The organism is Pantoea sp. Seng (genome assembly GCF_009829935.1).
Taxonomy (GTDB): Bacteria; Pseudomonadota; Gammaproteobacteria; order Enterobacterales; family Enterobacteriaceae; genus Pantoea; species Pantoea communis.
The window spans coordinates 1-23,801 of sequence record NZ_SZZV01000011.1 but is presented as its reverse complement, the minus strand read 5'-3'; the positions used below and the strand labels follow the sequence as shown (position 1 = coordinate 23,801).

Annotated in this window: 20 protein-coding genes and 1 tRNA gene; 13 read left to right on the top strand and 8 right to left on the bottom strand. The window is 53.5% G+C overall.

All coding sequences use genetic code 11. The features are described from left to right. Positions 1–55: 55 nt before the first annotated feature. The 8 genes from FD737_RS12925 (at position 56) to mrdA (ending at position 8,920) form a co-directional block, all read left to right on the top strand. Positions 56–217 (top strand): DUF1328 domain-containing protein, encoded by a 162-nt coding sequence (locus FD737_RS12925; protein ID WP_007893192.1) that lies wholly within the window; start codon positions 56–58, stop codon positions 215–217. Between the two features lie 178 nt (positions 218–395). Next, positions 396–1,448, top strand: coding sequence for a patatin family protein (locus FD737_RS12920; protein ID WP_160833664.1), 1,053 nt, complete (start codon positions 396–398; stop codon positions 1,446–1,448). Further along, on the top strand, positions 1,445–2,221 hold the full coding sequence (locus FD737_RS12915; protein WP_160833663.1) for a TatD family hydrolase: 777 nt from the start codon (positions 1,445–1,447) through the stop codon (positions 2,219–2,221). Before FD737_RS12920 ends, FD737_RS12915 begins: the two co-directional genes overlap by 4 nt. 291 nt (positions 2,222–2,512) lie before the next feature. Further along, the gene (gene deoC, locus FD737_RS12910) at positions 2,513–3,292 is read left to right on the top strand and encodes a deoxyribose-phosphate aldolase (protein WP_097118107.1); all 780 of its coding nucleotides are present in this window, start codon (positions 2,513–2,515) and stop codon (positions 3,290–3,292) included. 79 nt (positions 3,293–3,371) lie between these two features. Further along, positions 3,372–4,694: a thymidine phosphorylase gene (gene deoA, locus FD737_RS12905; RefSeq protein ID WP_160833662.1), complete on the top strand. Its 1,323-nt coding sequence runs from the start codon at positions 3,372–3,374 to the stop codon at positions 4,692–4,694. A gap of 91 nt (positions 4,695–4,785) precedes the next feature. Beyond that, positions 4,786–6,009, top strand: coding sequence for a phosphopentomutase (gene deoB / locus FD737_RS23735; protein ID WP_034828490.1), 1,224 nt, complete (start codon positions 4,786–4,788; stop codon positions 6,007–6,009). Between the two features lie 33 nt (positions 6,010–6,042). Next, positions 6,043–6,756, top strand: a complete 714-nt coding sequence (gene deoD, locus FD737_RS23730; protein ID WP_034828492.1) for a purine-nucleoside phosphorylase — start codon at positions 6,043–6,045, stop codon at positions 6,754–6,756. A gap of 286 nt (positions 6,757–7,042) precedes the next feature. Beyond that, the gene (gene mrdA / locus FD737_RS12895; RefSeq protein ID WP_160833661.1) at positions 7,043–8,920 is read left to right on the top strand and encodes a penicillin-binding protein 2; all 1,878 of its coding nucleotides are present in this window, start codon (positions 7,043–7,045) and stop codon (positions 8,918–8,920) included. A gap of 103 nt (positions 8,921–9,023) precedes the next feature. Here the strand turns inward: mrdA and FD737_RS12890 are convergent, their stop codons facing one another. The 5 genes from FD737_RS12890 to FD737_RS12870 form a co-directional block, all read right to left on the bottom strand. Further along, a complete protein-coding gene (locus tag FD737_RS12890; protein WP_160833660.1) occupies positions 9,024–9,734 on the bottom strand; it encodes a GGDEF domain-containing protein in 711 nt (236 codons plus the stop codon). After that, positions 9,731–10,117 carry a DUF1987 domain-containing protein gene (locus FD737_RS12885; protein WP_160833659.1) on the bottom strand — a complete coding sequence of 129 codons (387 nt, stop codon included), beginning with the start codon at positions 10,115–10,117 and terminating at the stop codon, positions 9,731–9,733. The genes FD737_RS12890 and FD737_RS12885 overlap by 4 nt, the downstream gene beginning before the upstream one ends. Positions 10,118–10,124: 7 nt before the next feature. Further along, positions 10,125–10,676 (bottom strand): SiaB family protein kinase, encoded by a 552-nt coding sequence (locus FD737_RS12880; protein ID WP_160833658.1) that lies wholly within the window; start codon positions 10,674–10,676, stop codon positions 10,125–10,127. A gap of 10 nt (positions 10,677–10,686) precedes the next feature. Next, positions 10,687–11,910: a SpoIIE family protein phosphatase gene (locus tag FD737_RS12875; protein WP_034828500.1), complete on the bottom strand. Its 1,224-nt coding sequence runs from the start codon at positions 11,908–11,910 to the stop codon at positions 10,687–10,689. Between the two features lie 102 nt (positions 11,911–12,012). After that, positions 12,013–13,335, bottom strand: a complete 1,323-nt coding sequence (locus FD737_RS12870; RefSeq protein ID WP_160833657.1) for a PAS domain-containing methyl-accepting chemotaxis protein — start codon at positions 13,333–13,335, stop codon at positions 12,013–12,015. A gap of 194 nt (positions 13,336–13,529) precedes the next feature. Between FD737_RS12870 and FD737_RS12865 the strand changes: the two genes are divergently transcribed. Then, positions 13,530–13,605: transfer RNA gene (locus FD737_RS12865), tRNA-Phe, on the top strand. Positions 13,606–14,359: 754 nt separating this feature from the next. Here the strand turns inward: FD737_RS12865 and FD737_RS12860 are convergent. The 3 genes from FD737_RS12860 to FD737_RS12850 form a co-directional block, all read right to left on the bottom strand. Beyond that, positions 14,360–15,145, bottom strand: coding sequence for an SDR family oxidoreductase (locus FD737_RS12860; protein ID WP_160833656.1), 786 nt, complete (start codon positions 15,143–15,145; stop codon positions 14,360–14,362). 121 nt (positions 15,146–15,266) lie between these two features. Next, positions 15,267–15,743 (bottom strand): hypothetical protein, encoded by a 477-nt coding sequence (locus tag FD737_RS12855; RefSeq protein ID WP_160833655.1) that lies wholly within the window; start codon positions 15,741–15,743, stop codon positions 15,267–15,269. A gap of 86 nt (positions 15,744–15,829) precedes the next feature. After that, a complete protein-coding gene (locus tag FD737_RS12850) occupies positions 15,830–17,299 on the bottom strand; it encodes an efflux transporter outer membrane subunit (protein ID WP_160833654.1) in 1,470 nt (489 codons plus the stop codon). Between the two features lie 89 nt (positions 17,300–17,388). On the opposite strand from FD737_RS12850, the gene FD737_RS12845 reads away from it, so the two are divergent. The 4 genes from FD737_RS12845 (at position 17,389) to fabF (ending at position 23,646) form a co-directional block, all read left to right on the top strand. Continuing rightward, complete coding sequence (locus FD737_RS12845) at positions 17,389–18,003, top strand: TetR/AcrR family transcriptional regulator (protein WP_160833653.1); 615 nt, start codon at positions 17,389–17,391, stop codon at positions 18,001–18,003. Between the two features lie 75 nt (positions 18,004–18,078). Continuing rightward, positions 18,079–19,194, top strand: coding sequence for an efflux RND transporter periplasmic adaptor subunit (locus FD737_RS12840; protein WP_160833652.1), 1,116 nt, complete (start codon positions 18,079–18,081; stop codon positions 19,192–19,194). Next, positions 19,187–22,276: an efflux RND transporter permease subunit gene (locus tag FD737_RS12835; protein ID WP_160833651.1), complete on the top strand. Its 3,090-nt coding sequence runs from the start codon at positions 19,187–19,189 to the stop codon at positions 22,274–22,276. Before FD737_RS12840 ends, FD737_RS12835 begins: the two co-directional genes overlap by 8 nt. Before the next feature lie 83 nt (positions 22,277–22,359). Then, the gene (gene fabF / locus FD737_RS12830; RefSeq protein ID WP_160833650.1) at positions 22,360–23,646 is read left to right on the top strand and encodes a beta-ketoacyl-ACP synthase II; all 1,287 of its coding nucleotides are present in this window, start codon (positions 22,360–22,362) and stop codon (positions 23,644–23,646) included. Positions 23,647–23,801: the final 155 nt, after the last annotated feature.

The window sequence follows — 23,801 nt, the reverse complement described above, 5'->3', positions numbered from 1 at the left end:
AAAACAATGTTGTATGAATAAGCAGTTCGATTTTCACTACGGTAAGGAGAGGCTTATGTTTCGTTGGGGTATTATCTTTCTGGTCATCGCTCTGATTGCTGCAGCGTTAGGTTTCGGCGGTCTGGCGGGTACGGCAGCATGGGCAGCTAAAATTGTCTTCATTGTCGGTATTATTCTGTTCCTCGTAAGCCTGTTTACCGGGCGTAAACGACCCTGACCGATTGCGTTAACACAACGCTAACCCGCGAGTCACTAAAGCGGAGACCAGTCATTTGCGGCATAATAGTTAGCCGCACCGATTGCACGATGCAATAGGTCAGGGAATGACAATGACTGGTTCTCCGGGATGCTGCCGTCAGCGGCTCCCTCAGAGCAGGAAAACTGAGGGACATCCATTGGGAATACGCATCCCGGTGTCACTGGACACCTTTGAGCCCCTGGCGCTCACCCCATTTAAATCCAAAAAAATTGCCCTGGTCTGCGAAGGCGGCGGTCAACGCGGCATCTTCACCGCAGGCGTGCTGGATGAGTTTCAACGTGCCGGTTTTAATCCCTTTCAATTGATGCTGGGCACCTCCGCAGGGGCACAAAACCTGTCGGCGTTCGTCTGTGCCCAGCCGGGCTATGCTCGTCGTGTCATCACGCGTTACACCACCAGCAAACTGTTTTATGATCCGTTGCGCTTTGTGCGCGGTGGCCATCTTATCGATCTCGACTGGCTGATCGACATCACCAAACAAGAATTTCCCTTGTCGCTGAGCACCGCCGAAGGGCTGTTTGCCAAAGGCAGCGAGTTCTATATGTGCGCCTGTCGCGGTGACGATTATCGTGCCGAATATTTCAATCCTACCAGCCTGAACTGGCATGACGTGATCAAAGCTTCCAGCGCCATTCCGGGGTTCTATCGCAGCGGCGTACTGATGGATGGGGTGAACTATCTGGATGGCGGCATTAGCGATGCCATTCCGGTGCGTGAAGCGGCACGACGCGGTGCCGATACCATTGTGGTGATCCGCACCGTGCCATCACAAATGTCTTACACGCCTAAATGGTTCAAACGTATGGAGCGCTGGCTGGGTGACAGCGCACTGCAGCCGATGATCAACATCCTGCATCACCATGAAGAGAGCTATCGTGAGATTCAGCAGTTTATCGAACAGCCGCCAGACGACCTGCGCATCATTGAAATTTACCCGCCGAAACCGCTGGCGAGTATGGCGCTGGGCAGCCGTTTGGCTTCACTGAATCAGGATTACCATTTAGGACGCCGCAGCGGCCGCTATTTCCTCGCGACGCTAGGTCAATGGCTGAGCGATGCCGAACCGTTCCTGCGCCAGACTACCGTGACACCACCGGCCGCCGTGGCGAATGCACCAGACAATCGCGCCGTGCATACGCCGCCGCTGGCGGATAATGATGCCGATTTTGATGCAGGATCGCTGGCATGAGATTTATCGACACCCACTGCCATTTCGATTTCCCGCCTTTTGTCGATGACGCCGCAGGCAGCATCGCCCGTGCGGCGCAGTCGGGTGTGGAACGCATTATTGTGCCGAGCGTCGATGCCAGCCGCTTTGCACTGGTCAGCCAGTTGGCGCAACAGCACGTGGCGCTGTATGCCGCATTAGGGCTGCATCCGATCAATATTGCCGAGCATCAGGATGCGCATCTGGATCAGCTGGAACAGTGGTTGAAAACGCCTGATAGTAAACGCGTGGCGATCGGCGAGATTGGCCTCGATCTCTATATGCAGGACGCGCAATTTGATAAGCAGACGCGATTACTCGATGCACAGCTCAAACTGGCGAAACAGTATGATTTGCCGGTGATCCTGCATTCGCGCCGCACCCACGATCAGCTGGCGCTGCATTTGCGTCGCCATGATTTACCGCGCCGTGGCGTGGTACACGGTTTTGCTGGCAGCCAGCAGCAGGCGGAACGTTTTATCCAGCTTGGCTATGCGATCGGCGTGGGCGGCACCATCACCTATGAACGCGCCAGTAAAACCCGCAACACTATTGCTAATCTGCCGCTCACCTCACTGTTACTGGAAACCGATGCGCCTGATATGCCGTTGCAGGGTTATCAGGGGCAGCCCAACCGTCCTGAGCGCGCGCGCAACGTGTTTGATGTGCTGTGTCAGTTGCGCAGTGAATCGCCCGATATCATTGCTGATACGCTGTGGCAGAACAGCCTGCGCGTGTTTGCCCTGCCTGCCTGACCTCCTCCCGACACAATCTGGATTTCCCGCGGTTTTGGCGGGTATTGGCTACAGTAATAAAATCGGCATTACCCTTTTCTGCTCTTTTTTGTGATAATATTCACAATCTGTATTGCGCCTGAAAACGGGTGTGCTGGCGGTTATTTGTGATTTAAATCACTAAATAATTGTATTCATATGGCGATTTTTCTTTTTCATGTGATATGAAGCTCAATTCATTCAGGTGTGATTTGTTAGAATTATCACATTATCCGGTGGGCGTCGTCTGCCGGTCACCTTTTGGAGAGCATCATGACCGATCTTAAAGCGGCTGCACAACGCGCCCTGCAACTGATGGATTTGACCACCCTGAACGACGATGACACCGATGAGAAGGTGATCGCGCTGTGTCATCAGGCGAAGTCGCCAGCCGGTAACACTGCGGCCATTTGCATCTATCCACGTTTCATCCCTGCGGCACGTAAAGCATTGCGCGAGCAGGGCACGCCTGATATTCGCATCGCCACGGTCACCAACTTCCCGCACGGCAACGATGACGTTGAGATCGCGCTGGCAGAAACCCGTGCGGCGATTGCATACGGTGCAGACGAAGTGGATGTGGTCTTCCCGTATCGCGCGCTGATTGCCGGTAATCGCGACATCGGTTTTACGCTGGTGAAAGCCTGTAAAGAAGCCTGCGCCGCTGCCAACGTGCTGCTGAAAGTGATCATCGAAACCGGTGAACTGAAAGAAGAAGCGCTGATTCGCGCCGCTTCTGAAATCGCTATCGATGCCGGTGCGGATTTCATCAAAACCTCAACCGGTAAAGTGCCGGTTAACGCCACGCCAGAAGTGGCGGCGATCATGATGCAGGTGATTCACGATAAAGGCGTGCAGCAGCAGGTGGGATTCAAGCCTGCGGGCGGCGTGCGCACGGCGGAAGATGCCGCAATCTATCTGAAACTGGCGGATGACATTCTGGGCGAAGGCTGGGCGGATGCGCGCCACTTCCGCTTTGGTGCTTCAAGCCTGCTGGCGAGCCTGCTGAATACGCTGGGCCACGCGACAGCGACCAGCAAAGCGGGCTACTGATCCCAGCCTCAGGGTCGCCATCAATGGCGACCCAAATAATGTTTGATGCATTTCACAGCAATCTCCCGGGGAGGCAACCTTGTTCCTGCCACAAGAAATTATTCGAAAAAAACGCGACGGCCAGCCACTGAGCGAAGCGGAGATCCGTTTCTTTATCAATGGCGTGCGCGACAACAGCGTATCAGAAGGTCAGATTGCCGCGCTGGCAATGACCATCTACTTCCACGATATGAATCTTGAAGAGCGCGTGGCGCTGACCATGGCGATGCGCGATTCCGGCTCGGTGCTCAACTGGAAGTCGTTGAACCTCAACGGCCCGATTGTTGATAAGCACTCCACCGGCGGCGTGGGCGATGTGACTTCGCTGATGCTCGGCCCGATGGTGGCAGCGTGTGGCGGTTATGTCCCGATGATCTCCGGGCGCGGCCTCGGCCACACCGGCGGCACGCTGGATAAGCTGGAAGCGATCCCCGGTTTCGATATCTTCCCGAGCGACGATCGTTTCCGCCAGATCATCAAGGATGTCGGTATCGCGATTATCGGCCAGACCAACTCACTGGCCCCCGCCGATAAACGTTTCTACGCCACGCGTGATATCACCGCTACCGTTGACTCGATCCCGCTGATCACCGCATCGATCCTTGCCAAGAAACTGGCGGAAGGATTGGATGCGCTGGTGATGGATGTGAAAGTCGGTTCCGGTGCTTTTATGCCGACCTTCGAGGCTTCCGAAAACCTGGCGCAGGCGATTGTTGGCGTGGCGAACGGCGCGGGCTGCAAAACCACTGCGCTGCTCACTGATATGAATCAGGTGCTGGCATCCACCGCCGGTAATGCGCTGGAAGTCCGCGAAGCAGTGCAGTTTCTCACCGGCGAGGCGCGCAACCCGCGCTTGCTGGAAGTGACCATGGCGCTGTGCTCGGAAATGCTGATCTCCGGCAAGCTGGCCGACAACGACGCCGAAGCACGACAGAAATTGCAGAACGTGCTGGATAACGGTAAAGCGGCGGAAGTGTTCGCGCGCATGGTGGCGGCGCAGAATGGTCCGGTGGATTTCATCGAGCGGATGGACAGCTATCTGCCTGCCCCGACCCTGAGCAAAGCGGTGTATGCCGATCGCGCCGGGATTGTCAGCGCCATGGATACCCGTGCGCTGGGCATGGCAGTGGTGTCGCTGGGTGGGGGGCGTCAGCGTGCCAGCGACAGCATTGATTACAGCGTGGGCTTAAGTGACATGACCACGCTCGGCACGCAGGTTGATGCACAGCGCCCGCTGGCGGTGATTCATGCCGCGTCGGAAGCGCAGTGGCAGCAGGCTGCGGAAGCGGTCAAAGCAGCTATCACGCTGAGTGATAGCGCGCCAGCGGAAACGCCGGTGGTCTATCGCCGCATCAGCGAGTAACGCTTCTTCGTGCCAGGCAGCGGCCATTCGGGTATACTGATCTGATCGCTTTTTTTTGACTTGTCATCGCGCCATTGCGCAGGAGACTTGCATGAAACGTGCTTTTATTATGGTTCTCGACTCCTTCGGGATCGGCTCCAGCAAAGACGCCGATAAATTCGGTGATGAAGGATCGGATACGCTCGGCCATATCGCCGAAGCGTGCTTCGAAGGCCGCGCCAATGAAGGTCGCGAAGGCCCGCTGCATCTGCCCAACCTGACTGCGCTCGGTCTGGGTAAAGCCGCTGAACTCTCTACCGGCCGCTTCCCGCCAGGCCTCGACGCCAATGCTGAAATCATTGGTGCCTACGCTTACGCCAGCGAGCTGTCATCCGGTAAAGATACGCCGTCAGGCCACTGGGAAATCGCCGGCGTGCCGGTACTGTTTGACTGGGGCTACTTCAGCGACAAAGAGAACAGCTTCCCGCAGGAGCTGCTCGACGTGCTGGTAAAACGCGCCGATTTACCGGGTTATCTTGGTAACTGCCATTCGTCCGGTACGGTGATCCTCGACCAACTGGGCGAAGAGCACATGAAGTCCGGCAAGCCGATTTTCTACACCTCGGCGGACTCGGTATTCCAGATTGCCTGTCACGAAGAGACCTTTGGTCTGGATCGTCTGTACGAACTGTGCGAAATCGCGCGTGAAGAGCTGACCAACGGTGGCTACAACATCGGCCGTGTGATTGCGCGTCCGTTTGTCGGCGACAAAGCGGGCAACTTTGAGCGTACCGGCAACCGTCACGATCTCGCCGTGGAACCCCCTGCGCCAACCATGCTGAAAAAGCTGGTGGACGAGAAGGGCGGCGAAGTGATCTCCGTGGGTAAAATTGCGGATATCTACGCCGAGCAGGGCATCACCCAGAAAGTGAAAGCTACCGGGCTGGATGCACTGTTTAACGCCACCATCGAGCAGATGAAAAAGGCGCCAGATAATTCCATTGTCTTCACCAACTTCGTTGATTTTGACTCCACCTGGGGCCATCGTCGCGATATCGCCGGATATGCGGGGGGTTTAGAGTTCTTCGACCGTCGTTTGCCGGAGCTGATGGCGCTGGTGAAAGAGGGTGATATTCTGATCCTCACCGCCGACCACGGTTGTGACCCAAGCTGGAAGGGCACCGAGCACACGCGCGAGCACATCCCGATTTTGATTTACGGTCCAAAAGTGAAGCCAGGATCGCTGGGTTATCGCGATACCTTTGCGGATATCGGCCAGACCATTGCGAAGTATTTTGGCCTGTCCAGCATGGACTACGGCAAAAGCCTGCTGTAAAACAGCCCACCAATTTTAAAAAGGAAAATAACCATGGCAACGCCTCATATTAATGCAGAAATGGGTGACTTCGCGGACGTGGTGCTGATGCCGGGCGATCCGCTGCGCGCTAAGCACATCGCAGAAACCTTCCTGGAAGATGCGGTTGAAGTGAACAACGTGCGCGGCATGCTGGGTTACACCGGGACGTACAAAGGCCGTAAGATTTCGGTCATGGGCCACGGTATGGGTATACCATCCTGCTCGATCTACACCAAAGAGCTGATCACCGATTTCGGCGTGAAGAAAATCATCCGTGTCGGTTCCTGCGGCGCAGTGCGTGCCGATGTGAAACTGCGTGACGTGGTGATTGGTCTGGGTGCTTGCACCGATTCCAAAGTGAACCGTATGCGTTTCAAGGATCACGACTTCGCGGCGATTGCGGACTTCGACATGGTGCGTAACGCGGTTGATGCCGCCAAAGCGCTGGGTGTGGACGCACGCGTTGGCAATATCTTCTCTGCTGACCTGTTCTACACACCAGATCCGCAGATGTTCGATGTGATGGAGAAATACGGCATTCTGGGCGTGGAAATGGAAGCCGCCGGTATCTACGGTGTGGCAGCGGAGTTCGGTGCTAAAGCGCTGACCATCTGCACCGTGTCGGATCATATCCGCACGCACGAGCAGACCACGGCGGCTGAGCGCCAGACCACCTTCAACGATATGATCAAGATCGCGCTGGAGTCGGTGCTGCTGGGGGATTAATCCCGTCTGTTTTGTTCGGTGCGCTTCAACGCGCACCTGACGAAACCCACCAGCGCACAGGGTCGTCATGGGTGGCGACCTTGTTCTTCTTCGCGCGAAATGAACCCTGCCATTTATCACCACCTCGTTACTCACCGCTCGGAATCATCGATACCACTCAGGGCGACCTGAACCTCTCCTCGTAAACATCTGACACACTTTTACCCAGGCTTGTGCATCTTCGTGCTGGCTCTAAAGCCATCTCTGCTTATCATTAGCGTGATAACAAAGAGACTAAGCCCCCCTGATGAATTTCCGTAATTTCGAAGCTGAAGAAAAACTGTTTGTCCGCCGTGCGCTTGTCGCTTTTGCTCTGGTCGTCATCTGTTTCATTATCCTTGGCGTTAACCTGTATCGTCTGCAGGTGGATCAGCACAGCTATTACCAGACGCGGTCCAACGAAAACGACATCAAAATGATCCCCATCGCGCCGACGCGAGGGTTGATCTACGATCGCAACGGTATTCCGCTGGTGCGTAACGTCACCTGGTACGACATCCTCGTGACGCCTTACAAAATCGACAATATGCAGGAAACGCTGAAGCAGCTGACGCCGATTGTCGACCTGACGCCGGAAGAAATTGAAACCTTCGAGCACGAACTCAAACAGAACAGCCGCTATAAGCCGGTCGAGCTAAAAGCAGAACTCACCGATGAGCAGGTGGCGCGCTTCTCCGTCAATCAGTTCCGTTTCACCGGCGTGGCCATCGACACCTATGAGGACCGCGAGTATCCCTATGGCGCCGATTTAGCTCATGTGGTGGGCTATGTTTCCAAGATCAACGATAACGATTTCAAACGCCTGAATGCCGAAGGCATTGGCGAAAACTATGCTGCTGACCACAACATCGGTAAGCAGGGCATTGAAGGCTATTACGAGTCCATTTTGCACGGCAAAACCGGTTATCAGGAAGTGGAAGTGGATAACCACGGTCGCATTGTGCGCGTGCTGAAAGAAGTGCCGCCGGTTGCCGGCCAGAACGTCTATCTGACGCTGGATTTGCATCTGCAACAGTACGTTGAGAGCCAGCTCGCCGGCCAGCGTGCGGCGGCGCTGATTGAAGATCCGCGCGATGGCAGCGTGCTGGCGATGGTATCTGCGCCCAGCTATGACCCGAATCCGTTTGTAAAAGGCATCAGCTACAAAGCCTACAAAACGTTGCTGGCGGATAAAAACCTGCCGCTGATCAACCGTGTCACGCAAGGTCTCTACCCACCGGCATCGACGGTTAAACCTTACATGGCGATGTCCGCGCTGCTGACCAAAGTCATTACCCCCAGTTTCACCATATTTGGCGCACCCACCTGGACGCTGCCGGGCACCGATCGTAAATATCGTGACTGGAAAAAGTCGGGGCATGGCACGCTGGATGTCACCAAGGCGATTGAGGAGTCGGCGGACAGCTTCTTCTATCAGGTGGCGTTTATGATGGGCATCGATCGTATTCACACCATGCTGAGCCAGTTTGGCTACGGCAAACCCACCGGCATCGATCTTAATGAAGAGTATTCAGGATTGCTGCCTAGTCGTGAGTGGAAGCAGAAAGTGCATAAACACGCATGGTATCAGGGCGATACGGTGTCGGTGGGGATTGGGCAGGGTTACTGGATTGCGACGCCGATTCAGATGGTGAAAGCGCTGGTGGCACTGCTCAATAATGGCCGGGTGATTAATCCGCACCTGCTGGAAAAATCGCAGCGTGGTAAGGAACAACAGCTTTATCAACCTAAATTGCCGCAACCGCAGATTGGCGATCCAAAATCACCGTATTGGTCGCTGGTGCGTCACGCGATGTTCGGTATGGCCAATGCACCGAACGGCACCGGTTATAAGTATTTCCACACTGCGCCTTACGGCATTGCGGCGAAGTCGGGGACGTCTCAGGTGTTCAGTCTGAAGCAGAACCAGGTCTACAACGCGAAAATGATCCCGACGCGCCTGCGTGACCACATCTTCTATACCGCGTTCGCACCGTTTAATGATCCGAAAGTCGCAGTGGCGTTGATTCTGGAAAACGGGGGAAGTGAAGGGGTGACGGCAGCACCGTTGATGCGCAATATTCTCGATCACATCTTCCTGCCGCCACCGTCTGAGCCGCCGGTAGAAACGGCGCAGAAAAATTAATTTGCGCGAGATCGCGCACCCAACGTCGCGGTGCGATTTATCGCGCGATCCTGAGCGGTAATGCTGATCTCTGCGCTATAAATGCTGTCGCGACAAGGCTCTTCTAGCGGAAGAAAACCCGGTTGCGACCGTGGTTTTTCGCATCATATAGCGCGGCATCAGCATTGTTATACAGGGTTTCGAAATCAGAACCCGGTTTGCCGTAGCTCACGCCGAGGCTGGCCGTCACTAACTGACCCGGCAGCACCGCCAGTGGCGAGGCATTCAGGGAGGCGTGAATCGCGCCCGCGACAATCACCGCGTCCGACAAACGGTAGTGCGGCAGCAGCACGGTAAACTCTTCACCGCCAATACGGCCAATGCTGGCATCTTCCGGACAGTGCGTCTGGATACGCGACACCAGACCGCAAATCACCTTATCGCCCATCGGATGTCCGAACTCATCGTTGATCTTCTTGAAGTGGTCGATATCGAGAATGATCAGCGCCGCCGGGCCATTGCTCATCGTATTCGTAATACGCTGAATGATGGCACCGCGGTTCCAGACAGCAGTGAGTGGGTCGTGGCTGGCTTTGTATTCCAGCTCCTGAGCCAGTTGATGCAGCTGCTCATTGACGCGGTTCAGCTCGCGTTCAGCACGGTCACTGCGCGAGATCATGCGATAGGTCTCGCGCATCAGGCGCTGATAGTGGCGATTAACGTTCAGCAACGCATTACGATAATCGTCTGCACTGAGCGAGGTCTGAGCCGCAACATCCTGAGCGCGCGTTAGCACCTCGCTCTCTTCGCGAAACAGCTCATTCAGGTCCATCATGAGGCCATTTCCGCTCGCAGATTCACCTGCAGATCGGTAAAGTCCAGCGCCAGTTCCTGGCCGAACTCTTCAGACACATCATCTTCTTCATCAAAGAACCAGTTGAGTTCAACCTTCTGGCCTTTCTGCGCCAGCTGATTGAACAGATCAAACAGGCTGAACAGCATTTTGGTGCTGGAGCTGTTGAAATAGCGCAGGGCGATACTGGCTTCGATCTGGCCGCTTTGTGCGGGCTGCCAGCTTTCCAGCGCATCCAGCAACGGACGGTAGAAGGCGGCGGCGTTTTCCGGCCAGGATTCTCCGCGCAGGGAAAACTGACCGCTTTCGAAGTCAAAATTGACCTCGGGCGTGCTTTCTGTGGCAGCAATAACAAGGTTTTGCATAAACAATTCAATCCTGGTGAATGGTGGCTTTGAGCCAAAACGTGGCGTAACCACTGGACTCCAGCGGACGCAGTTCATACTCCAGCGGTTCACTGACATCACGGGCAAGTGTCAGTAATCCTATGTTGGCCCCTTTGCTTGTGGCAGGGCTCTCAGCTCGCAGACCTACGCGGTATGCTTGTTTGATCTCTTCATTGCTCATGGTACGCAGCAAATCCAGCCAGTAACGCAGCTGCTCACAGGCGACTTCATCAACCTGATTGCTGCTTTCCAGCACGTAGGTGTCGCCATCTACGCGCAGCGTAACGGTGCCGAAGCGAAAATCCTGCTCGGCGTGGTTCATGACGCGGCTATCCTGCGAATAACGCAGGATATTCTGTACGATTTCAACAAAGCTGGAGAACAAGCGGCGGCGCACTTTCACCGGCGCCTGCTGGTTCTCCAGAAAGACCTTAATCACCTCGCCCATGGCGGTGATGTTCTGCGGCGAGAAGAAGCCAGTATAGTGCAGTGCAACGCTTTCTGGCGGTAAGCGGCTAAGGGTAGAACCTGAGTTCATAAGGTGCTCATCAATAACGGAAGCCAAACCAGGTGACGTCATCGCGTCGCGGCTGGTTGCCTTGCCAGTTGAGAAATTCCCGCTCAAAGGTCGCTGACAGCTCGTCCATCGGCAGGGTTTGATATTGTGTTACCAGCGTCTGAATGCGCTTTTTGCCAAACATAATATGGCGTTCACCGCCGGGCTGATCGGTCACGCCATCGGTCATCACCAACAACATATCGCCGGGATGCAGCGTGCGTTGATGTTCCGGCCAGATGTAATCCTGCGGCGTATCGGTGTAACCCACACCGACGCGATCGGCCTTGAGCGATTCCGCTTCGCCAGCGGCCGGATGTAACAGCGCATGCATGCGTGCGCTGGCCCAGCTGAGTTGATGTTGGTGAGTATCAAGGCGTAGCGCGATAGCATCACAGCCGTCATTGGAGAGCGACGTTTGCTGCGTGGCATTGAGCTGCCCAAGGGTTTGTTTAATATGACGATTCAGTGATTGCAGCAGATCGGACGGTGCCCGACGGTTTTTCTGCAGCGCGTTTTCCAGCGCGGATTGCAGGATCACCGTCATAAAGGCACCCGGAATGCCATGGCCGGTGCAGTCGGCAATCAATGCCAGCCAGCCGTGTTCATCCTGATGGAATGCATAATAGTCGCCGCCCACGCCATCGCGCGGCTGCCAGTGCAGGCACCAGTCATTGAGCTGCTGGGCCATTTGCTGTTTTGAGCGATCAAGCATCGCGTCCTGAATCACGCGCGCATAATCGATACTCTGCAAAATTTGTTGATGCTGCTGCGCCTGCAAATCGGAGACGGTGCGGATCAAATCGATCCCCAAACCGATGCCGATATAGCGGCCTTGTTCGGTCAAAATAAATCCGTCGGTGACCGATTTATCCCCGGTTGCCACCACCTGATGCGCCACCTGATCCAACTCGGTATCGGCATCAATCACCAGCGGCTCTTTGTCCATAAAAGCGATACAGCTTTTGCGGTCATAGAGTTCGCGGAAGAACGGGCGCGTCATCTGTGACAGGAAGATATGGCGGTTGATCATGCCAAACGGCGTGCCGTTCTCGATCACTGGCAAACCGATCAAATCTTTGTGTTCAGTAAACAGAGCCATGACCGCTGTGTTGTCCATGGCTGGACTGACAAACGGCACCTCAATGCACAGCGAACGCGCACGGGAACGGCTCGACAGGGAGTTTAATCCTGCGCGTAAATCAGGCAGCTGCATAAGAATTATTCTGGCATTGATTAGGATTTATCCTAGATTACTGCACTGCCATGACAGTTTTATGTCACAGCAGTGCAATAGAAGAAGAGAAAGCAGGAAAAATTACTCTTCTTTCAAGGCCTCAGCCACATGACTGATGGCGCGCACCACTTCGCTGGAGCTGCCGCGAATCTCAGAGATCACGCCACCCGCTTCTTTGGCTAACACGACGCCATGATCGGCACGTTTCAGGTTCGATTCGATACCTTTTAACGCTTTTTCGGCGAGAGTGTGATTGTGCTGCACCATATTCTCGATCTCGGTGGTGGCGCGGTTGATGTTTGCCGCCAGCGTGCGCACCTCGTTAGCCACCACGGCAAAACTGCGACCGTGCTGACCCGCTCGGGCGGCTTCCACCGCGGCGTTGAGTGCCAGCAGGTTAGTCTGATCGGCAATGCGGCGAATGCTCTCGACAATCGCACCAATGCGGTCTGAGGATTCGCTGAGGTTACTGATATCGCCGGAAATACCGTGCAGTTCGCCCGCCAGCTCATTGATGGTTTGCACACTGTTTTCAATCACCGTAGCCCCGAGGCGTGTGCTCTCGCTGGTTTGCAGTGCCGTTTGATATGCCTGCTGTGCCGCTTCGCGCTCCAGATGGTTCTTCTCCACCTGTGCAGTCACATCGGTGGCGAATTTCACCACTTTGTACAGTTCGCCCGCTTCGTTAAACACCGGGTTATAAGTGGCGCGCAGCCACACGGTGCGGCCTGATTTGTTCACGCGCTCAAACTGTCCGGAGATAAATTCGCCCTGATTCAGCTTGTGCCAGAAGCGGCGATACTCTTCACTGTTGCGCATCTGCGGCGGGCAGAACTGACTGTGATGGACGCCAATCACCTCATCGCTGCGATAACCCATGGTTTTGAGGAAATTGTCATTGGTCATCAGCACTTCGCCTTTGAGGTTAAAGGCAATGACCGCCATCGAACGCTCAATGGCGGTGGTCATGGCGCGCTGCTCTTGCGCATCAATAATCCGTGCGGTGATATCGCTCGCCAGCTTAACGATTTTGATTACCCGACCGCTGCGATCCTGCACCGGCACATAGTTAGCCTCCAGCCAGATGGGACGGCTGTGTTTGGCAACGCGCAGGAATTTATCGCTGAAGCCTTCGCCCCGGTTCAGGCGGCGCCAGAAATCGCGATACTGCGGGGATTGGACTAAATCAGCCGTACAGAACATGCTGTGATGCTGGCCGGCAATCTCCTTCAGCGTGTATCCCATGCGCTCCAGAAACAGTTCATTGGCGGCGAGAATGTGGCCTTCCGGCGTAAACTCAACCATTGCAATCGCCTCCTGCAACGAGCTGAGCGTGGCGCTGCTGCGAGCGCGCTTCTGCCACGCCAGGCGTGACATTATTCCCGATGTAATAGTGCTAAACATGGTGGACCTTATAATTGGAATTTGTCGTCACATCGGTTATCGGCGGGTGCGGTTAAAAATTCACCACTAAAGTTGGTCGTTGCAGAAATTTTTTACCGGATGGTCTGAAGGTTGCTGTAAAAGCCAGCAGTCAGCGGATTTTTGCTGAAAAGCGTTTGACGGTGCGGCCTGAGTAGGGTTTAATGCGCCCCGTTGCCCGGATAGCTCAGTCGGTAGAGCAGGGGATTGAAAATCCCCGTGTCCGTGGTTCGATTCCGCGTCCGGGCACCATACATCGAAGCACACTGGTTAGAAGTGAGATCTCTAACGGGTGTCTAAACGAAGATGGTGTTCAAAGCAACGGTGACTGCATTGACAGATGCATCATCCAAGATTGAACATAAAAAATCTTCAAGAAAGGGTATCAGTTGACGCTGATGCCCTTTTCTCGTTGGCGTAAATAATTGCAATCATTGTCGCATCTGTCAACAAAACCTCCAGTTTCGTTAGATTTACTTAACCCTTCCAGCCATTACCGTTGATGCCGCCCATCAAAATGAGCCTTACATTTTTCTCAAGCCATCCCTTTTACGCCCCACGTTATAATATGCGTCTGTTCGTTTAGTAAAAAATCCTTAGCCAAGCCAGTCATTTGTTCATGATTCCATCTACCCCCTCGCGCCTTCAAAACGTTATGCGGTCATGTAGTAAACATCTTCGGCAACAAACCTACTAAATTGCGCCCTAAGAACGAACTAACCCATGAAAATTATGCCCATGGCATATAGGTGATGACATTAGGGACTTTCAGGGACGATTTACCCTATGACTTTTGGGTATGCTTAAATATCACCGATAGATCTCAGCTACATTCATCATGTACTGCTTTTTCTAAAAACGATGAATCAAGTTCCGCGGTGAGCGAAAAGCGAATATTTAGATTATGCGCATCACGAATTTCTGAATTTCTTATACTTCCAGTTAACATACTGAAAGATGTAATTAATTTATAAAAATTCAGGAGTGTATTCCTGATTGATATATTTTACACCCCCATAACATATGACATGACTGCTTGATGAAGGCGTCGGGGGGTAGCCCAGGTAAAAAAGGTTATTGCTTTATTACCCATTCCCGGCACAACGCTCATCTTTCCGGCTGCAAGAGCATTAATACCTGCTTTAACTACGGGGGCCGGTTTCATCATGACGCTTTTGAGCATCGGGGTAAGCTTTTGATGAGCTGCAGCGGCAAACCCGGTGTCAGACATTCCCGGACAAAGGGCCGTTACGGTTATACCCTCAGTTTTGAGTTCGCGGTGTAAAGCTTCTGAAAATCTCAGCACATAAGATTTAGCTGCTGAGTAGACTGCAAAATTTTTTACACCCTGATAAGACAACAGACTTGCAACCATCAAAATATGCCCTTTTCCTGCGTTCTTCATATCTTCTGCAAAAACCCGGGTAACCGCAGTCAGACTGCCGATGTCGAGATTTATCATATTCAGAGATTCAGTAACAGAATGGTCGAGAAAACGACCCTGTAGTCCGTAACCTGCATTATTCACCAGTGTATCAACCTGAATGTTCTGTGCTTTCAGGCGTCGGTGAAGATCACTGACTGCTTCAATGATAGCAAGATCAACCTGCTCTACAATAACGTCAGTTTTGTATCGTTCACGTATTTCCTGCGCCAGAGATTCCATTTTATCGCGTCTTCTTGCTACAAGTATCAGCGGCCTTCCCTGTGCGGCGAACTGGCGTGCAAATTCTTCGCCAAATCCCCCGGAGGCACCGGTAATGAGTACCCATTCTGCATCTGTGTTTTTCATATAAACTTCTCCTGGGTTGATTTGTTATAGAAGCGGTTATCCCCAGTTGTCTGATGATACTGTCATCTCTCTGAGGATTTAATGAATTGACTGCTTAAAATCTGGATTGATTCTAAACCGTTCACCTGATTATGAAATTGAACTGGTTTTCACTTAATGCAATAAACGGCAATCCTGCCTTGCAAAGGAAATGCTTAAGACGTTGATTGTTGTCAGTGAAAACAGCCACCGGTTTATTGCCGTCTTCGTGGTTAATCATCGTCATCCTGACGCAATCACTGTGAGGGAAAACAAAACGTAATTGCTGAACGGACAGGGCCGGGTTCAGCGAAACGACAGTATGCATGCTATTAAGATTCAGGCTTTTCGATACATCAACCAGATCGGTGAGAGTCTTGCTTAGAAAAATTATCTCTGATTCCTCAGAAACAGCCAGACAGTCATCCAGCGTCCAGCAGGGATAAACTCTTGCCAGTTTTTGAACATGGCTGCAGACTGAAGGATAAAGGAATACCTGCATTTCTGGTGCGGTACGACAAATTGCCATTATTATGCCTTCAGACAACTCATCTATGCCTATAAACCCCAACCTGTTCATACATCCTCCGGGCGTCAGGCCTAAAACAACGCTGCTTCAGTGGTTGAAAAGATTTATGTCTCTAAAGCGAACACACCGGGTCCACATTACCGGAACTGTTTTGGTGCATCTGCGCTAATCGCAGGTGGCTGCCAGCCCCCGCCCAAAGCCCGAAAAGCGGCTACAGCTGCGCGCGCGCTCCCTGTCTGAGCCTGGGCTTTAGTGTCAGAAGCCTGCAAAAGATTTTCATCATCATGTAAGACATCGATCAGGCTTGCAGTACCCTGTTTCCATGCGGTAAAAGACGACTGACGAGCTCCGTATAATGCGTTGACTCCGCTGGTCAGAATGGCGGTCTGCATTTCACTGTTGATGAGTGACGAGAATGCGTTTTCAACGTCCTCACTTGCACGCAATACTGACAGGCGATAGGCAGCGAGAGCCTCAGCTTGCTCGCCTTTGGCCTGATCTATCTGTGCGTTAATACGTCCGAAATCAAATAGTCGCCAGCGCAGTCCTACCGCGCCTGCGGCCTGGCTGGCTGCGCCTGAGAAAAGATTACCGCTTGATACCGACGTTGCGCTGCCGAGTAGTGCACTAAGGGAAAACTTCGGATAGTACTCGCTCACAGCTACACCGATACGTGCATTTGAAGCCGCAAGATGACGCTCTGCTACAATAATGTCGGGTCTGCGGCGTAAAAGATCAGCAGGTGTCCCGGTAGAGGTTATCTGTGGAGCCTGCGGAATGGCTCCCGGCAATGCTAACACTTTACGGTGAGTTCCCGGGGGGGTACCGAGCATCACATCTAACGCATTCATTGCGGCATCAAGCCCTGTACGAAGAACCGGCACGCTTGCCTGAACCTGTGCGAGCGCACCTTCGGTCTGACGAACCTGATACAACGGAGCCAGCCCTTTTGTCTGAAGGAGCTTGACCTTTTCAAGTAACTCCTGCTGTGTCCTGACCTGCTTCTCAGCGATGTCCAGTCGGGCCTGTAATCCGCGTAGTGTTATGTAGATATCCGCAGTCCGAGCGGCAACAGCAAGCCGGGTGGCCACCACTCCCGCTTCAGAAGCCTGGTAGTCAGCCAGAGCGGCCTCGCGACCGCGGCGTAACCCACCAAAAATATCAATCTCCCAGCCTGCGTTGAGATCGGCTTCATAGCTATTGCCGTAACGACTGAAATCCGGCGTTGAGCTAAGAACCTGACCCAGCGGGGTTTCGGTGGACTGATATGCCCGACCCGCCTGACCGCTGACGGTTGCAGAGGGCAACAGCGCTGCAGTGGCTGCGCCCAGTCCGGCACCCGACTGCGCCATCCGGGCTGTAGCCTGTGCAAGGTCAAGGTTCTGCGCCAGTGCGTCTGTCACGAAATTACTTAAAAGAGGATCATTGAACCCTTCCCACCACTCGGTAAAAGTGGCGGAATGTGAAGCGCCTCTTTGCAGAACGGCAGATTCACTTATGTAGCTTTCTGCAAGCGGTACATCCGGACGATAGTAATCTGGTCCAACGGCGCAACCCGCCAGTAAACCGGCACTCAGCATCAGAGCAGTGGGACGTAAAGGGAGCATGAATGGGCCTTGAGACAAATTTCATTTGTGACTACATTACCAAATGGTCACAAGTTGTCAATCAACCGCTGTTACGCTAAGCTGAAAAAATGAATACATATACTACTCCTAACCCCTCAAGGGGGCCTTCTGAACACGCTATTCGTGATCAGGTGGTCATAGCAGCAACAGAACACTTTGGGCATTATGGCTATGAGAAAACCACTGTTTCCGATCTGGCAAAAGCTATCGGTTTTTCAAAGGCCTATATATATAAATTCTTTGGATCAAAACAGGCCATTGGTGAAGTTATCTGCACCAATCGTCTGAATATGATTATGGAAATTGTTAATTCTGCAGTTGCAGAATCGCCGACGGCATCGGAAAAGATTAGGCAGCTGCTGAAGGCGCTGACAGAGTCCGGAAGCGACCTTTTTTTTCACGACCGCAGGCTCTATGACATTGCCGCAGTAGCCGCCAGGGATAAGTGGCCATCCGCCGCTATTCATGAAGAACGAATAAAACAACTCATTGAAAATATTATTGTTGAAGGGAGAGCTTCGGGCGAGTTTGAGAGAAAAACCCCTCTTGACGAGGCGACGCTGGCTATTTTTCTTCTTATGAAACCTTACATCAGTCCTGTTCAGTTACAGTACAACCTCGAATCAGCCGGTTCAGCCGCCGTACTCCTTTCTGCTCTGATACTACGTAGTCTCTCTCCATAAAATTGTGACCATTGACAAATGTGGTCACAAGAATAAGAATGCGGTTACTTTCCTTTTACTTTAATCAGGTAACCCATGCTCAGGATCAAGCCTGTCCATTTAGCTGTCTGCATATTGCCGCTCGCCCTGGTGGCCTGCGGCGACAATTCCGTTACTGATGACCCGCGCACGCAGCCGCCCCTGGTTAGGGCTGTAAACGTGGCGGGCGCTGACAATGCATATCGTTCTTTCACCGGCGTGGTGGTCGCACGCACTCAGAGCGACCTCGGCTTCCGGGTTCAGGGCAAAATCCTTGAACGCCTTGTTGATACGGGGCAGACAGTCAGACGAGGGCAGCCGCTGATGCGTCTTGATCCTGTTGATCTGAGCCTACAGGTACAGGCTCAGGAGCAGGCCGTAACTGCTGCACGTGCCCGCGCCAGGCAGGCTTCTCAGGACGAAGTACGCTACAGAGGCCTGGTTTCAGCGGGCGCTGTTTCCGCATCAGCCTATGATCAAATAAAGGCTGCTGCAGACACGGCAAAAGCCGACCTTGGTGCTGCACAGGCGCAGGCTGACGTTGCACAGAATGCAAAAAGCTATGCCGTATTGCTGGCTGACGCTGATGGCGTCGTCATGGATACGCTTGCTGAGCCGGGTCAGGTAGTTAGCGCAGGTCAGCCGGTGATCAGGTTAGCCAGGGCCGGGCAGCGTGAAGCTCTTGTCCAGCTGCCTGAAACGCTCAGGCCGGCACCTGAAAGCCAGGCTGAAGCGACGCTGTACGGCGATAAAGAACAGTCCGTTAGCGCGCGACTTCGCGTGCTTTCCGATGCAGCCGATCCTTTGACGCGAACTTTTGAAGCGCGATATGTGCTTGGGGGGGCCCTGGCTGACGCACCGCTGGGCGCAACGGTCACGCTTCATATTGCCGATAAAAATACTTCACTTAAGGTCATGCAGGTACCTATATCCGCACTCTTTGACCAGGGTAAAGGCCCGGGAGTATGGGTAATTACCGGTCAGCCTGCCAGAGTTTCCTGGCGGGCGGTTAGTGTAGATGGCCTGAGTGACGATGTTGCAAAAGTCACAAGTGGGATCAGTCCCGGCGAAGAAGTGGTTGCGCTTGGCGCTCACCTGCTGCACGACGGCGAAACTATACGCGTTGCACGTCAGGGTGACGGCAGTATCGCCGGAGGCCAGCCACATGAGTAAATCACGTTTTAACCTTTCTGCACTCGCTGTCCGTGAGCGCTCGATTACGTTGTTCCTGATTATTCTGATCACGATCATAGGCATACTGTCTTTTTTTGAATTGGGCCGGGCAGAAGATCCGCCGTTTACCGTCAAACAGATGACAATCATCACCGCATGGCCGGGCGCGACGGCACAGGAAATGCAGGATCAGGTGGCTGAGCCGCTTGAAAAGCGGATGCAGGAACTCAAATGGTACGACCGTACTGAAACTTACACCCGCCCGGGCATTGCATTCACCATGCTGTCGCTGCAGGACAGTACGCCACCTTCACAGGTGCAGGAAGAGTTCTATCAGGCACGTAAAAAGCTGGGAGATGAAGCTAAAAACCTGCCTGCAGGCGTTATCGGGCCTATGGTCAATGACGAGTTTTCGGACGTCACATTTTCCCTCTTTGCTTTGAAAGCTAAAGGTGAGCCCCAGCGTTTACTGGTGCGCGATGCCGAATCACTGCGCCAGCGTCTTCTTCATGTGCCTGGCGTAAAAAAGGTCAACATCATTGGGGAGCAGAACGAACGCATCTTTGTCTCTTTTTCTCATGACCGACTGGCCACGCTTGGCGTTAGTCCTCAGGACATATTTTCCGCCCTGAATAACCAGAATGTTCTTACCCCCGCGGGCTCAATTGACACTCAGGGTCCCCAGGTATTCATCCGTCTTGACGGTGGCTTTAACAAACTGGAGCAGATTCGTAAAACGCCCGTCGTTGTTAATGGCAGAACGCTGCTGCTGTCGGACATTGCCACCGTTGAACGCGGATATGAGGATCCCGCCACGTTTCTGATTCGCAATCAGGGTGAACCGGCTCTGCTGCTGGGCATCATCATGCGGGAGGGGTGGAACGGCCTTAAACTGGGGAAATCGCTGGATGCCGAAGTCGCCAGTATTAATGCGTCCATGCCACTGGGCATGACGCTCACGAAAGTCACGGATCAGTCGGTTAACATCAGTTCTGCCGTCGATGAATTCATGCTCAAGTTCTTCGTTGCTCTACTTGTGGTCATGGTGGTCTGCTTCGTCAGTATGGGCTGGCGTGTGGGCGTGGTGGTAGCTGCTGCCGTGCCTCTGACGCTGGCTGTTGTTTTCATGGTCATGGAGGCAACAGGTAAAAACTTCGATCGCATAACCTTGGGGTCACTGATTCTGGCATTGGGACTCCTGGTTGATGATGCCATCATTGCAATTGAGATGATGGTAGTAAAGATGGAGGAGGGATACGACCGAATCAAAGCCTCAGCCTATGCCTGGAGCCATACTGCGGCCCCGATGCTGGCAGGTACCCTGATTACGGTCGTGGGCTTTATGCCTAATGGCTTTGCTCAGTCCACTGCTGGTGAATACACCAGTAACATGTTCTGGATTGTCGGTATTGCACTGATAGCTTCATGGATCGTGGCCGTTGTGTTCACGCCGTATCTGGGCGTGAAAATGCTGCCAGAGATCAAAACCGTGTCAGGCGGACACGCTGCAATCTACGATACACCACGCTACAACCATTTTCGCCGGTTACTGATCCGCGTTATAGCGCGAAAATGGATAGTCGCGGGGACTGTCATCATTGTCTTTACCATGGCCATTCTCGGCATGGGACTGGTTAAGAAACAATTCTTCCCAACATCAGATCGTCCGGAGGTATTAATTGAGGTTCAGATGCCTTACGGCACTTCAATTGAGCAGACCAGTGCGACCACGGCGAAAATTGAAAACTGGCTGAAAAAGCAGAAAGAGGCGGAAATTGTCACCTCTTACATCGGACAGGGCTCACCCCGATTCTATCTGGCGATGGCACCTGAGCTCCCCGATCCCTCTTTTGCTAAGATTGTCGTGCTGACAGAGAGTCAGGATGCCCGAGATGTCCTTAAGGAGCGGCTGCGTGAAGCCGCAGCCAGCGGACTTGCTCCTGAAGCGCGTGTTCGCATAACACAGCTGGTATTCGGTCCGTATTCACCCTATCCGGTTGCCTACAGGGTGATGGGACCTGATCCGGATAAACTGCGCGAAATAGCTGGCGAAGTAGAGACGGTAATGCTGGCCAGTCCCGACATGAGGACCGTCAACACTGACTGGGGGCAGCGCGTGCCCACGCTTCACTTCTCGCTGAATCAGGATCGCCTTCAGGCAGTAGGACTGACTTCTAATGCCGTTGCGCAGCAACTCCAGTTCCTGCTCTCTGGCGTGCCCATCACGTCCGTTCGCGAAGACATCCGCTCCGTACAGGTAATTGGCCGTGCAGCAGGCGATATCAGACTCGATCCTGCAAGAATAGCCGGATTTACTCTGGTGGGGTCGTCAGGTCAGCGCATTCCGCTGTCTCAGATTGGCGATGTTCAGGTAAAAATGGAAGATCCTGTGCTGCGACGTCGCGACCGTACTCCGACGATTACCGTACGGGGCGATATTTCCGACAGCATGCAGCCGCCCGATGTCTCCACGGCAATCCTGAAACAGTTGCAGCCTGTCATAAACAAGCTTCCGGCCGGATACCGCATTGAGCAGGGGGGCCCAATTGAGGAGTCAGGTAAAGCGACTAAAGCCATGGCTCCGCTGTTCCCGATTATGATTGCCATAACGCTTCTGATTATCATTCTGCAGGTGCGGTCAATGTCAGCGATGGTGATGGTGTTTCTGACCGCGCCGCTGGGGCTGATTGGCGTTGTCCCGACGCTACTGCTTTTCGGCCAGCCGTTCGGGATAAATGCGCTGGTAGGACTGATCGCACTGTCGGGAATTCTGATGCGTAATACATTAATCCTTATAGGTCAGATCCATCACAATGAACATGAAGGGCTGACCCCGTTTGAATCCGTCGTTGAAGCCACGATTCAGCGTGCCCGGCCCGTATTACTGACGGCGATGGCCGCCATCCTGGCCTTTATACCGCTCACGCACTCTGTTTTCTGGGGAACGCTGGCTTACACGCTGATTGGCGGAACATTTGCCGGCACCATCGTCACTCTGGTTTTCCTGCCTGCTATGTATGCCATCTGGTTCAGGATACGTCCCGACTACCAGAAATACGCGGAGGATAAAGTCGCAAAATAACCGTTAACCATAGGGGGATACGTTCCCCCTGAATACAGGCTCATGTCCTGACGCTATGCAAACAAAAACATGAGGTTTTTATCATGGATCAAAATAATTCTGTACGAATAGTCATAACCGGCTGCGGCATCGTCAGCCCGCTAGGATGTGGTACCGAAACCGTCTGGCGCAGGCTGATTGAGGGCTCGTCAGGAATAACCGTTCTTCCAGCAGAAATCAGGGAAGGCACCGGCGTATATGTTGCCGGACGTGTACCTTCACTCGAAGAAGATCCTGACGCAGGTTATGAGCCGGAGCGGTATATTGCTGTTAAAGAGCGTAAAAAAATGGATCGCTTCATTGAGTTTGCTCTCATTGCGGCCCAGGAAGCCCTGACTCAGGCCGGCTGGCAGCCGGATAATGAACACGCGCGCGAGCGAACTGCCACAGTGATTGCCTCCGGCGTAGGTGGATTTGGTGCTATTGCCGACGCAGTAAGAACGACCGACACACGCGGACCACGCCGCTTATCACCGTTCACTGCACCTTCTTTTCTTGCAAACATGGCTGCGGGTCATGTCTCAATTAAGCATGGCTTCCGGGGACCTGTTGGTGCGCCAGTAACAGCATGTGCTGCAGGTGTGCAGGCCATCGGTGATGCGGCCAGGCTGATTAAAACCGGCGAAGCCGATATTGCAGTTTGCGGCGGGACAGAAGCCGCAATAGATCGCGTTACGCTGGGATGTTTTTCTGCAGCACGCGCACTCTCCACAAATAATGGTGATAAACCTGGCGAAGCCTCAAGACCCTTTGACACAGATCGGGACGGATTTGTGATGGCCGAAGGTGCAGGCATACTGGTTATTGAGTCTTTAGAACACGCGCTGAGCCGCGGGGCAACGCCGCTGGCTGAACTGGTGGGGTATGGCACCAGCGCCGATGCATGGCATCTGACTGCGGGACCTGAAGACGGCAGCGGAGCCCGCAGAGCCATTGCGCTTGCGTTAGCCCAGGCTGGAGTGAGTGCCGATGATGTACAGCACATCAATGCCCATGCCACCTCAACTATGGTCGGAGATAAAGGAGAACTCTCGGCGATCCGTTCTGTGTTTGGTAAAGACAGCAAAGTCGCTATCAGTTCGACCAAGTCGGCTACCGGGCATCTGCTGGGCGCGGCTGGCGGTATTGAAGCCATCTTTACCGTACTGGCTTTGCGTGACCAGATCATTCCGCCAACGCTGAATTTACATAATCCCGATCAGGCGGGTGAAGGTCTGAACCTGGTTGCATTAAAGGCACGCTATTCTGCCATCCGACATGCGTTATCGAACGGATTTGGATTTGGCGGGGTGAATGCCAGCGTTCTGTTCCGCCGGTGGGAAGCCATTTAATATGGGTATCATGACTGAATGGAAGAGATGAATCGCTATGGGTTTAACAGACACCTCAGAGTCATTTAAGATGGCTTAAAGAGAGGTGCCCATGAGCGGTAAGCGTTATCCAGAAGAGTTTAAAATTGAAGCAGTCAAACAGGTTGTTGATCGTG

Bases quoted from the DNA above. Each gene is read 5' to 3' on its own strand.
- FD737_RS12925 (WP_007893192.1), top strand. From the start codon at position 56: ATGTTTCGTTGGGGTATTATCTTTCTGGTCATCGCTCTGATTGCTGCA.
- FD737_RS12915 (WP_160833663.1), top strand. From the start codon at position 1,445: ATGAGATTTATCGACACCCACTGCCATTTCGATTTCCCGCCTTTTGTC.
- deoC (WP_097118107.1), top strand. From the start codon at position 2,513: ATGACCGATCTTAAAGCGGCTGCACAACGCGCCCTGCAACTGATGGAT.
- deoB (WP_034828490.1), top strand. From the start codon at position 4,786: ATGAAACGTGCTTTTATTATGGTTCTCGACTCCTTCGGGATCGGCTCC.
- deoD (WP_034828492.1), top strand. From the start codon at position 6,043: ATGGCAACGCCTCATATTAATGCAGAAATGGGTGACTTCGCGGACGTG.
- mrdA (WP_160833661.1), top strand. From the start codon at position 7,043: ATGAATTTCCGTAATTTCGAAGCTGAAGAAAAACTGTTTGTCCGCCGT.
- FD737_RS12890 (WP_160833660.1), bottom strand. From the start codon at position 9,734: ATGATGGACCTGAATGAGCTGTTTCGCGAAGAGAGCGAGGTGCTAACG.
- FD737_RS12885 (WP_160833659.1), bottom strand. From the start codon at position 10,117: ATGCAAAACCTTGTTATTGCTGCCACAGAAAGCACGCCCGAGGTCAAT.
- FD737_RS12880 (WP_160833658.1), bottom strand. From the start codon at position 10,676: ATGAACTCAGGTTCTACCCTTAGCCGCTTACCGCCAGAAAGCGTTGCA.
- FD737_RS12875 (WP_034828500.1), bottom strand. From the start codon at position 11,910: ATGCAGCTGCCTGATTTACGCGCAGGATTAAACTCCCTGTCGAGCCGT.
- FD737_RS12870 (WP_160833657.1), bottom strand. From the start codon at position 13,335: ATGTTTAGCACTATTACATCGGGAATAATGTCACGCCTGGCGTGGCAG.
- FD737_RS12860 (WP_160833656.1), bottom strand. From the start codon at position 15,145: ATGAAAAACACAGATGCAGAATGGGTACTCATTACCGGTGCCTCCGGG.
- FD737_RS12855 (WP_160833655.1), bottom strand. From the start codon at position 15,743: ATGAACAGGTTGGGGTTTATAGGCATAGATGAGTTGTCTGAAGGCATA.
- FD737_RS12850 (WP_160833654.1), bottom strand. From the start codon at position 17,299: ATGCTCCCTTTACGTCCCACTGCTCTGATGCTGAGTGCCGGTTTACTG.
- FD737_RS12845 (WP_160833653.1), top strand. From the start codon at position 17,389: ATGAATACATATACTACTCCTAACCCCTCAAGGGGGCCTTCTGAACAC.
- FD737_RS12840 (WP_160833652.1), top strand. From the start codon at position 18,079: ATGCTCAGGATCAAGCCTGTCCATTTAGCTGTCTGCATATTGCCGCTC.
- FD737_RS12835 (WP_160833651.1), top strand. From the start codon at position 19,187: ATGAGTAAATCACGTTTTAACCTTTCTGCACTCGCTGTCCGTGAGCGC.
- fabF (WP_160833650.1), top strand. From the start codon at position 22,360: ATGGATCAAAATAATTCTGTACGAATAGTCATAACCGGCTGCGGCATC.